This window comes from Pseudoalteromonas sp. BSi20429 (genome assembly GCF_000238895.1).
Classification (GTDB): Bacteria; Pseudomonadota; Gammaproteobacteria; order Enterobacterales; family Alteromonadaceae; genus Pseudoalteromonas; species Pseudoalteromonas arctica.
The window spans coordinates 145,552-156,709 of sequence record NZ_BADV01000023.1; the positions used below are offsets into that span (position 1 = coordinate 145,552).

The window sequence follows — 11,158 nt, forward strand, 5'->3', positions numbered from 1 at the left end:
GGCGCAATAAAGAGATTAGATCTCTTCGAAAGGCTTTTCAGCAGCTTGTTTATTCAGCTTTTGTTGTAAAAACTCAGGTGACTGTGTATTTTTCGATAGAGCATAATACGCAGCAGGTACAACAAAAAGAGTCAGCAGGGTAGATACAATAACCCCTGTAAACACAACTACACCAATTACCATACGGCTTTCAGCGCCGGGGCCTGAAGCAAAAACCAAGGGAACAGAGCTCATAACGGTTGTAAGTGAGGTCATTATTATTGGGCGAAGGCGCTGGGTAGCCGCTTGTAGTATTGCTTCACTAAACTCAACGCCTTTGTCGCGTAATTGGTTAGTAAATTCTACAATCAAAATACCATTTTTAGCACTTAAGCCTATGAGCATGACAATACCTATTTGGCTATAAATATTTAAGGTAAGCCCTGTAGCCCAAAGCCCAAACATAGCGCCCATTAAACCAAGCGGTACGGTAAGCATAATTACAAATGGGTGCATAAAGCTTTCAAACTGTGCAGCAAGTACCAAGAAGGTAACGGTGAGTGCAAGTATAAATACGTAGGTCATCGCGGATGCGCCTTCGTAATAAAGCTGCGATTCACCTTTGTAATCTACTGCGCCATCTATATCGTTTTCTTGCGCGGCTACTTCGTTTAAAAAGTTAAGCGCTTGCTCAAGTGTATAGCCATCAGCTAAGTTGGCGCTTAATGTAATTGCGCGCATACGGTTGTAACGGTTTAAGCGCGATGCTGTTGCTTCTTCTTTTAAGCTGATAAGGCTATCAAGTGGAACTAGTTCACCGCTTCGTGATTTAAGGTATATATTTGAAATATCAGTAGGATTGGTAAAATCTTCTTTTGTTCCTTTTAAAATCACATCGTATTCTTCACCGCGGTCAATAAAGGTCGTAACACGGCGCTGGCCAAGCATTGTTTCTAGTGTACGGCCTACATCAGATACCGAAACGCCTAAATCGGCAGCTTTGTTTTTATCTATGCTGACTAAAAACTGCGGGAAGGTTTCTTTATAATCATGATCGATTCTTACTAAACCTGGGTTTTGTTCAGCACGCTTAATTATACGGTCACGCCAATCGGCTAGTTGAGCGTAATCATTACCTTGCAGTACAAACTCAATTGGGCGAGATGAACCACCACCACCAATACCACGGCGCATAATGGCAAATGCACGAACATCGGTAACTTCTTGCATTTTACCGCTTATTTCATCCATTACTTCCCACGTTGAGCGTTTGCGTTTATCCCAATCGGCCATACCCACAATCGCAACACCGCCGCTGCCACCCCAGCCAGGCACTCGAACAAGTACGCGACTTAGCTCACCGGCTTGCGAGTAAGGCATTAAGCGCTCTTCAATTTTAGCCATATTAGCGGCGTTATTTTCGTAACTTGCGCCCTCAGGGCCGCTCATCATAATAAAAAACGTGCCACGATCTTCTTTTGGCGTTAGCTCAGAAGGAACTTGTAAAAACAACGAGTAACTAACAAAGCCAGCTAATAATAAGCTCACCATTAAACCCCATTTACGGGTTATGTTGGTGGAGAGTGAATTACGGTAACTTACTTCAATTTTAGTAAACTGGCGGTCCATCCATTGGCTAAATTTATTTGGTTTGTCTGATACTTTAAGTACTTTAGAGCACAAGGCTGGTGCGAGAGTCAGTGCTGTAACACTTGAGAAAAATACGGCAGCACTTACCGCCATAGCAAACTCAGTAAATAATGCACCTATACGGCCATCCATAAATACTAATGGCACAAACACAGATATAAGTACAAGCGTGGTTGCTACTATAGCAAAACCTACTTCACGCGCGCCTCTAAATGCAGCTAGTAACGGCGGCTCACCCAGTTCAATACGGCGGTGAATGTTTTCAAGCATTACAATAGCATCATCTACTACTAAACCAATGGCCAGTACTAAGGCAAGTAAAGTTAGTAAGTTAATTGAGTAGCCCATTGCCAATAAAAACATAAAGCTACCAACAAGTGCGACCGGTACGGTGACCGCAGGAATAAGCGTTGCTCGTATATTGCCTAAAAACAAAAATATAACGAGTACGACTAAACCCATAGAGATGGCAAGTGTGCTGTAAACTTCATTAATAGACTCTTTAATAAATACAGACGAATCGTAGCTGTCTTGAATTGTAGTACCTTCAGGTAGGTTTCGTTTGATCTTTTCAAGTTCGCTGCGTGCGTTATCTACTACGGTTAGTGTGTTTGCTTTAGCTTGTTTTACAATACCTAAGCCAATCATATTACGCCCGTTACCACGAAATAAGCTTTCGTCATCGGAAGCTTCTAAACGTACATCGGCAACTTCACCTAAACGTACTAAGTAACCTTCATCACCACGTTTAATTACCAGGTTTTTAAAATCGCGCTGATCTTTATAACTACGGGCAGTACGCACGGTAAAGTCACGATCTATAGATTCTATTTCGCCAGCCGGTAACTCAACGTTTTCTGTACGCAGTGTATTTTCAATATCGCTCGAGGTAATGCCACGTGCAGCCATTGCTTGGCGGTTTAGCCAAATTTTCATGGCGTATTGGCGCTCACCACCAATACGTACGTTAGATACACCATCTACTACGGCTAAGCGGTCAACAATAAAACGCTGCGCGTAATCAGATAACTGTAACGAGTCCATTGTTTCGCTGTTTAATACAAACCAGGCGATTGGGCTTTCATCACTATTTGATTTAGATACTTCTGGCGGGCGTACCTGATCGGGCAAACTATCAAGTGCACGTGCTACACGTTCGCGTACATCGTTAGATGCAGCATCTATGTCGCGGTTAATATCAAACTCAATGGTAATGTTTGAGCGCCCATTACGGCTCGAAGAGTTAATACTTTTGATGCCTTCAATACCTGAAATTCGATTTTCTATTATTTGCGTTATTTTGGTTTCTATAATTTCGGCAGAAGCACCAGTGTATTCAGTGCTGATATTTACAATCGGCGTTTCAATATCCGGGTATTCACGAAGTGGCAGCATAGTAAACGCAACCAGTCCAAAAGTAAGAAGCAGTAAATTAATTACAATGGCAAAAACGGGGCGCTTGACGCTAGTATCTGTAATTTTCACGTATTACCCCTTTACGCTTACTTTACTTCCAGAGCGAATTTTTATTAGCCCCTCAGTAACAATTTGCTCGCCATCAGTTAGGCCTTCGTCGATAGCAACCCAGCCATTATTTCTGCTAGCAACATGCACTTCAATTTTATTAGCTATCCCATCTTGAATTTGAAAAACAAAGTGTTTGTCTTGCAAAGGTATAACCGCTTTTTCTGGCACCATTAAAGCTTGGTTGCTGCTTAGCTCAAGTGCTGTATTTAGTAACATACCAGGGCGAAGTAATCCTGATTTATTGGCAAAACTTGCTGTTACTTCAACACTGCGAGTAACCGAATCAATACGCGAGCTAATATGCGTTACCTTGCCGTTAAATGTTTGTCCTGGGTAGGCATCGTTTTGCGTAAGCACTTTCATGCCCATATTTAATTGTGCTAAATATTTTTCAGGTACTTTAAAGTCAACTTTAATAATACTAATATCATCAAGTGTTGTGATTATTGTTGTATTACTTACGTAAGCACCTATTGATATTTCACGCTTACCTAACAGGCCTGAAAAGGGCGCACTAATAGTCATTTCGTTTAATTTAGTTTTAGCGCTTTCTAGTTGGGCCTCTGTTGCATCAACACGAGATAACTGCTCTTCAAGTAACGACTTTGCCGTTGATTGCGAGCGTGAAAGTTCGGTTAGGCGATCTAACTGACGTTGTTCTTCACGTAAGTTAATGCCAAGCTCTTTAACGGCAAACTGTTCTTGTTGGCTCTGTAACTGTACTAACTTTTGTCCTTTACTGACTAAGTCGCCGTCTTTAAAATATATATCTGTGACATAATCGTTTTGCGCACTTTTTATATAGATTGCTTGGTTTGCACGCGCGCTACCGATCGCTTCTATCATCACTGCGTTTTCCTGAGAAGTAACAGTATGAGCTGTTACTTGAGTAGACATTTGTGATAAATCGGCCTGTTCGCCGTGGCTAGCGGGTAGATATAAATAAACGCTAAATATTAGAAGTAACGTAATAATAAATGGAAAAAGTGCTTTACCTGATTGTCTTGAGTACATTGATTTCATACCTGAAAATGAATTGTAAGTATTGTACGAAATAAGACCGGGAAAAGACGGTTATGTGTCTCATAAATTTGTGCGTTAAGCGTAAAAGTAAATAAGATTTATTCATTGTTCCTATTTTGTTGAGGAAAAAGCGGTAATGTATGAAATTTAAAACCACCTGTAACTTATGTATAACAACAAGAAAGGTCATAATTTGGGCTGTTATTATGTTTGTTTTTTATATGGTGTTTTACCAATATGGATAAATCTAACAATGTCATTAAGTTTCGGGCACAAGGTGCGCGAAACGCAATTGAAGTGCTTGTTGCAGGTGCAATTGGTTTAGTTTTTATTATGTTGTTTAATTTACTGAGGCCGGGTGAGATTAGCATACTTGAAATATTTTTAGTGAGCTTGTGTATTGCCGCTATTTTTATTGGATATTTAAAAACTCAAGAACCATATCATAGCCTTATATTAAATGAGTCTGAGCTCGTTTATTGCCATAAGTACGGAGCTTGGTGTATGCCTCATAGTAACTTTCATCACAGTGGTATACCCAAAGTAGAAGATGGCTTTGATTACTTAGAATTAAATGCGGTTGGTATAAAGGTAAACGACATAGATGACTTTTTAACAAGCATAGCGCCTCGAATTGCAGGGAAATTATTAATAGAGCAGCGTAATTTATTTATGCAAGTTGTTCAAAAACATTGCAAAAATGGCAATTGCCCATCAGAATGGCTAATAGAAGATACACATTACACATCCCATAAAGGGATAAGCTATACTGGTCTTATAGCTATGTTTGCTAACAGGACTAAGCACCTTCAACTGTTAACCGGTTACGATTTATTATTACCAGCCAGTGTGTTAGATAGAGATATCTGGGCATTTAGTGCTAACTTAAATAAGTGGAAGCGCGAGCCTAGTCAGTTTATAGCGTCGCAAATTAATAATTAAACTGCGACTGTAGGAAAGAAAAATGAGTCAAGAGAGAGCCTTTTTAAAAAGTGGTCGAAACACCATAATACATAAAGATAAAAAGCATGATTTAGTGATTGTAAACTCTGAAATTCATCCTAAAATTAAAGTGACTCAACATGGCTTAGAGCCATTTAAAGAAGAGTTACCTAAAAACCGCCGTGATGCAAAAGATCGCTATTTAGAAATAGTCTATGTTGGAAGCCCTGATGTATTTGGCGAAGAAAAACAATTACTATTTATTCAAGCTTTAGATGGGCGTGAATACAAAGTAGATTACAGTAAAATCGGTACGAAGTTGTTTGTACGCATTCATCAAGATACATATATGTAGTACTTTAATGGCATCTTTATTGCTAGTAATTACACTATAGTAATTATTTGACATAATAAGGTGCTGCGTATGAAAGCGTTTGCTTTAATCCCCCTCATTTCTTGCGGTTTGCTGAGTGCGTGTGGAGGCGGTGGCGGTGATAGCGATAATACAGTTGTAGAAACATCTGTTAATGCTGGAACCGATTTACAAATTATCGAAAAAACTGAATTTACCATCACAGCACAAGGTTCTCCCGCTGATGGTACGTTTTCATGGCAACAAGTTAGCGGCCCAAGCTTAGAAGGTTTTCCGCTTGAAGGCGCTGAGCAAACATTGACAGCCCCTGACGTAAAAACTGATAGTGAAATAATCTTAAGAGTAAGCTATCAAAGCACCGGTAGTAGCGCTGTTAGTGACGACATTTCTATTTCAGTGAGCTCTAATAATCAACTTCCTCTTGCTGTTGTTACCCAAACATCTCCTGAAACACTTCCTTCTGTATACAAAGATACAGTGACTTTGAGCGCCCTTGAGTCGAGCGATCCTGATGATAATGGCCAAATTGATAGTTATTTGTGGCAACTGCTATCAGGTCCTGATTTAGATATTGCTAGCTTTAATGAGTCAACTCTTAGCTTTTCTCATCCTTTACTAGAAAGTAACGTAAATTTGTCTTGGCAGCTAACAGTCACTGATGATGAAGGCGGTGAGGCGAGTACTCAATATTCAATGACGCTTAATAAAACAAATGAACTAGTGGATGCAAATGCAGGCGCTGATCAAAATGTCGAAGAGTTTGAAGAAGTAACGCTTGATGCAACGAATAGCGAAACTGTCACCGATACCTATCAGTGTAAGTGGCAACAACTTACCGGTAATAGCGAAACATTAAGTAATAGCGACCAATGTACAACGACATTTTTTGCCTCTGATGTAGATACTGAATCCACGTTGAGCTTTGAAGTAACGGTAACCGACTCAAAAGGACGCACCGATACAGATTCTTTATTTGTTGATGTATCACCAAAAGCGCTTGGGCTTATAAACGATAGTGGTGTTGGTGAGTGCTATAACAACACCCAACGCATTAACTGTGAAAGCGATGACTTTCCAGCGCAAGATGCTGAGCTTGGACGCGATAGCTATGCAAACCGCTTAGATAAGGTTGGTAAAGGTAATTTAGCGTTTGATTACACTAAACTTAATCAGTTTGCGGATGAAGTTGGTGATGATAGTAGTGACTTTACCTGTATACGCGATAATGTTACTGGACTTGTATGGGAAGTAAAAAGTGAATCCTCAGGAGTATTGCCAAATACAAGCTTGCGTGAGGGGCAAAATCATTACTTTTGGGATTTAGGCGACACTACTTTTACCGATACTAGTACAGCCAATTCAACTTGTCCGGATGATACGAGTTGTGGAGTACAAAGTTATATAAACGAAGTGAATAACTTAGATTTTTGTGGTGGTACAAATTGGCGGTTACCTACTTATACAGAGCTTTTAGGTTTAATTGATTATGGTAAACAAGGGCAAAGCATATTAATTGATGAGGTGTTTTTCCCCAATATGCCAAGTGAAAGTGCATTAAGTCACTTACGTTATTGGACTTCACAAACTGCAGCCGATGGTACAAGTTTATCGCAAGCGTACATTATTGATATGAGTGATGGTAACGATCTTGCTTATCCAAAAGAAAATACTGCGTATGTTCGTTTAGTTAGAAGCCGTTAGGAGAAAATAATGAGATTAAAATTACTCTATGCACTAGCAACTATAAGCTTGAGCTTTAATATTGCAGCGGCGCAAACGTGCTACGACGGTGCAGATACCACAACGCCGACAGATAGATTTACCATAAATACAGATGGCACAGTGTCTGATACCGAAACAGGCCTTATGTGGCAACGTTGTAGTTATGGGCAAATTTATAATACAGATACAAAACTTTGCGAAGGCTCTACACCTTCTCTTACTTGGCAAGAAGCACTACGCGGTGCTAAAAATGATACAACCGCAGATTACGATGATTGGCAAATGCCTAACATTAAAGAGTTGGCGAGTATTTTAGAGCACAGTTGCACCGAGCCGAGCATTAATGAAGAGGTGTTTTTTGGTACTAAGCTTCAAAACTATTGGTCAAATACATCGGGTGTGAGCACGATGAGCTCTGCATGGGTTTATCAATTTGATAGTGGGCTGAATAGCTTGCACGCCAAAACTAGTAATGTGTATTTACGGTTAGTTCGCTACGAAGAATAAAGTACTTACTAAGATTAGACAGATGAAAGTGCAGTCTTAAAACCGCTGCATTTTTTTGTTTTACATAAATTTACGTTATTTCAATAATAAAGCGCTTACAACGTTGTCACTTAGTGCGTTTTTTTGCCATTATAGGCCGTGATTTAATTACGAAGGAACATCACGGTGTATTTAAGCTATTTTGGCCTGAATGAAAAACCTTTTTCAATTTCGCCCAACCCTCATTACTTATTTTTAAGTGAACGACATAAAGAAGCCTTAGCACACCTTACCTATGGATTAGGTGAAGACGGTGGTTTTGTATTATTAACAGGCGAAGTGGGTACTGGTAAAACTACAATTACCCGCAGTATGTTAGAGCAGTTACCCGAAAACACGCAAGTAGCGATGATCCATAACCCAGCACTTTCAGAGCTGGAGTTATTGGCTAGTATTTGTGATGAGCTCAACATTAGTTACGATGCTAATAATGCGACGCTTAAAAGTCTTACCGATATTATAAAAAAGCACTTAGAGATCAATAATAAATCGGGTGGGCACACCATACTTATAATTGATGAAGCGCAGTTACTTGCCCCTAATGTGCTTGAACAATTACGCTTGCTGACAAACATAGAAACCGATCATAAAAAATTATTACAAATAGTATTGGTTGGTCAACCTGAGCTACAAGAGCTTTTAAAGCGCAATGAATTAAGGCAACTCGCCCAGAGAATAACAGCTCGTTACCATTTATTACCACTTACGCAAGGCCAAACAGTTGCTTACATAAAGCATCGGTTACATGTTGCAGGATGTGATAAAGGAATTTTTTCGATGGATGCCATGCAAGCTGTTCATCAATTAACCGGTGGTGTGCCACGATTAATGAACTTGGTATGTGAGCGAGCTTTGGTAGGCACTTTTGCAAAGCAGCAGTTGATAGTTGATAGCGATATAATAAAAAAATCAGCACATGAGTCATTACCCATGGATTTTGTAGCGCCAGTTAATGAGGCCAACAAAGCAACGTCATTTGTACCATATAGCCTTGCATTCGTTGCTTTATTTGCCGTAGGCATTGGGCTTTCATTTATTTTATAGTTAGGTAAGTTATGTCTTATTTATTAGATGCGCTAAAGCAGTCGCAGCAATCAGATATGAGTGCTGAGCAATACGACTTACAATCAGAGCAGTTAAAGCAACAGCAAGCACTAAAGCGTTATAGACGATTAGCGTTAGTATTTGGTACAAGCTTAGCTGCTTTTATTGCTGTAGCTGGTGGGTTTACTACTGGTAAGTGGTTTCAAGGTACTACTTTATTAAACACATCGGAACCCGCTGTAATTAAGGTGGTTGAAAGCGAAAAATCGTCACCTAAAGAACAAGTTAAAGAGGTAGATGCCGCAGTTGAAAAGCAGCAAATAGCTAAGTTAGAACCCGCTAAAATAGCTCCAAATAATACTGCAACGATTGAAGGGCAACTTGTACATGTGCAAACACCTAATGGTGTACAGCAAATGTTATTGACGCCTAATGGGCAATATATTCCTATGCCATCGAGTCCGGTCACGAGCGCAACGGGTTATAATCAGCAGAACGTGCAACAAGTAATGCCAGTTCAAAATTATAATCAGCCGGTATTTAATCCACAAAATAATTACAATCCAAATAATACACAGAACGCTTCGGTATTTGGGCAAAGTCAAAATACAGCATCAGCTCAACTAGATATGAGTAAATATAAAGTACTAGGTAAGCCAATTAATGGTAACAACCAATCTCAACAGATGAGCGATCCTGAGCTTGATGAGGTGCCTACAACACTTAAAAATGCGTTTGCGCAAGCTATACAAGACGTCGAAAAAAATCAAGATTATGAAGTTACCCATGCATCAAAAACGTCATCACGTGTTGAGCCTGTAGAATTACTGCCTGATGGTTTGCAATCAATGTTGCCTAGTATTAAATATCAAGCGCATATTTATTCATCGAGTGCTGACAAACGTTGGATCAAGCTAAATGGCCGAGAGTTACATGAAGGAGAGAGCATAGGTGCTTTAACTGTAAGAGAGATTACACCTGAGCAAAGTGTACTTGATTTTGATGGTTATGAGTTTAGCTTAAAGGCTTTGCAAGACTGGCCGCAGTAAACGTTTAGCTATTATGTTGAGAGCTCGGTAGAATGTTGAGCTCTCAATATTGCTTAGGGTAATATTGAGTTTTTATAAAAGCGTTCTAAATCAATATTATATTCTTTAGGTTTCACCGCTGATTCAAGGGTATCTAAGGTTTTTTTATTAGATAAATCGATATCTTTTATCTCTGTATAGCGACTATGTTTGGCGCTGTAAAATGTTTTAACGATAGGCTTTAGTGGTGTACTGGGATTACTCTCGGTCACTAAACCAACTTTTTGACTCGATAATCTAACGAGCGTTCCTACCGGATGAATACCAATACATTGAATAAACTTATTAAGCAGCACGGGATCGAAGCTATCTGGGCATCCGTCTTTTAGTATTTTAAAGGCTTTTATTGGCTCCATGCCTGCTTTGTAAACACGTTCTGCGGTAAGTGCATCGTACACATCTACAATTGATGCCATACGCACGTACTGACTTATTTCGTCGCCCTTTTTACCAAACGGATAGCCTTTACCATCAAGCCTTTCATGATGCATACCTGCAATATCAACCGCGATACCTGTTAAGCCAGACTCTTCTAATATTTCTTTACTGAAAAGCGAGTGCATTTTCATTATTTTAAATTCATCATCGGTAAAGCGACCCGGCTTATTGAGTATTTCATCAGGGATTTTTATCTTACCAATGTCGTGTAAAAGTGCGCCGGTAGTCAGTTCAACGATAATGTTTTTTTCTATACCTAAATGTTTAGCGAAAATCCCCATTAATATCGATACATTAATAGAGTGCTCAAGTAGGTAAGCATCTTTTTGGCGCATTTGGGTAAGGCAGGCTAGGGCATCTTGGTTTCTAAAAACAGAGTCCATAAAGCCACTTGCCAGCTCTTTGAACGGTGCAATATCTATATCGCGGCCTGCTTTAATATCTTTAAATGCTTTTATTTGCAGTGTTTTAGCTTCGTCATACAGTTTTTTTGCCTTTCCCATTTCTTGTTCGGCACTGTGTGTTTTTTGCCAAGGGTCACGCTTTATTTTTGTTGCAGGTACAGCAATAGGAGCTTTTTCAGGGACTGATTCAATGAGGGTTTTATCAGGGTCGATTTCTACTTCTAAAATGCCTGCTTTTATTAGGTTATTAATACCAGCCTGAGTTTTAACCCAGCCTTGATTTTTAATTTTAATACTGCCAGTTTGTCTAGTAACGCTTTGCACAAACATACCAGGCAGTAACTGACCTACAGGAATTATTTTCAAATTTATTACTTCTATTGTTAATCTTTCATTAAGCTAACAAATATATACGTTACTAC

At 39.5% G+C, this 11,158-nt stretch carries 9 protein-coding genes; 6 read left to right on the forward strand and 3 right to left on the reverse strand.

Annotation, left to right across the window (positions count from 1 at the left end):
* Positions 1–15: 15 nt before the first annotated feature.
* Together P20429_RS14190 and P20429_RS14185 are read right to left on the reverse strand one after the other, a co-directional pair.
* Positions 16–3,114 carry an efflux RND transporter permease subunit gene (locus P20429_RS14190; protein ID WP_033026435.1) on the reverse strand — a complete coding sequence of 1,033 codons (3,099 nt, stop codon included), beginning with the start codon at positions 3,112–3,114 and terminating at the stop codon, positions 16–18.
* A 3-nt stretch (positions 3,115–3,117) separates the two neighbouring features.
* Positions 3,118–4,170: an efflux RND transporter periplasmic adaptor subunit gene (locus P20429_RS14185; protein ID WP_007581671.1), complete on the reverse strand. Its 1,053-nt coding sequence runs from the start codon at positions 4,168–4,170 to the stop codon at positions 3,118–3,120.
* 246 nt (positions 4,171–4,416) lie between these two features.
* Between P20429_RS14185 and P20429_RS14180 the strand changes: the two genes are divergently transcribed.
* From P20429_RS14180 to P20429_RS14155, 6 genes are all read left to right on the forward strand, one after another.
* Positions 4,417–5,121 (forward strand): DUF2982 domain-containing protein, encoded by a 705-nt coding sequence (locus P20429_RS14180; RefSeq protein ID WP_007581672.1) that lies wholly within the window; start codon positions 4,417–4,419, stop codon positions 5,119–5,121.
* A gap of 22 nt (positions 5,122–5,143) precedes the next feature.
* Positions 5,144–5,476: a hypothetical protein gene (locus P20429_RS14175; RefSeq protein WP_007581673.1), complete on the forward strand. Its 333-nt coding sequence runs from the start codon at positions 5,144–5,146 to the stop codon at positions 5,474–5,476.
* A gap of 69 nt (positions 5,477–5,545) precedes the next feature.
* On the forward strand, positions 5,546–7,195 hold the full coding sequence (locus P20429_RS14170; protein ID WP_007581674.1) for a DUF1566 domain-containing protein: 1,650 nt from the start codon (positions 5,546–5,548) through the stop codon (positions 7,193–7,195).
* 9 nt (positions 7,196–7,204) lie between these two features.
* Positions 7,205–7,723 carry a DUF1566 domain-containing protein gene (locus P20429_RS14165; protein WP_007581675.1) on the forward strand — a complete coding sequence of 173 codons (519 nt, stop codon included), beginning with the start codon at positions 7,205–7,207 and terminating at the stop codon, positions 7,721–7,723.
* A gap of 165 nt (positions 7,724–7,888) precedes the next feature.
* Positions 7,889–8,806: an ExeA family protein gene (locus P20429_RS14160; RefSeq protein ID WP_007581676.1), complete on the forward strand. Its 918-nt coding sequence runs from the start codon at positions 7,889–7,891 to the stop codon at positions 8,804–8,806.
* 11 nt (positions 8,807–8,817) lie between these two features.
* Positions 8,818–9,855 carry a general secretion pathway protein GspB gene (locus tag P20429_RS14155; protein ID WP_007581677.1) on the forward strand — a complete coding sequence of 346 codons (1,038 nt, stop codon included), beginning with the start codon at positions 8,818–8,820 and terminating at the stop codon, positions 9,853–9,855.
* Between the two features lie 53 nt (positions 9,856–9,908).
* Here the strand turns inward: P20429_RS14155 and P20429_RS14150 are convergent, their stop codons facing one another.
* Entirely contained in the window at positions 9,909–11,102 is a 1,194-nt protein-coding gene (locus tag P20429_RS14150; protein ID WP_007581678.1) for an HD-GYP domain-containing protein, read from the reverse strand.
* Positions 11,103–11,158 lie beyond the last annotated feature (56 nt).

What these genes read in the sequence shown, in the direction of transcription:
- P20429_RS14180 (WP_007581672.1), top strand. Translation starts at nt 4,417, where the DNA reads ATGGATAAATCTAACAATGTCATTAAGTTTCGGGCACAAGGTGCGCGA.
- P20429_RS14165 (WP_007581675.1), top strand. Translation starts at nt 7,205, where the DNA reads ATGAGATTAAAATTACTCTATGCACTAGCAACTATAAGCTTGAGCTTT.
- P20429_RS14170 (WP_007581674.1), top strand. Translation starts at nt 5,546, where the DNA reads ATGAAAGCGTTTGCTTTAATCCCCCTCATTTCTTGCGGTTTGCTGAGT.
- P20429_RS14175 (WP_007581673.1), top strand. Translation starts at nt 5,144, where the DNA reads ATGAGTCAAGAGAGAGCCTTTTTAAAAAGTGGTCGAAACACCATAATA.
- P20429_RS14155 (WP_007581677.1), top strand. Translation starts at nt 8,818, where the DNA reads ATGTCTTATTTATTAGATGCGCTAAAGCAGTCGCAGCAATCAGATATG.
- P20429_RS14185 (WP_007581671.1), bottom strand. Translation starts at nt 4,170, where the DNA reads ATGTACTCAAGACAATCAGGTAAAGCACTTTTTCCATTTATTATTACG.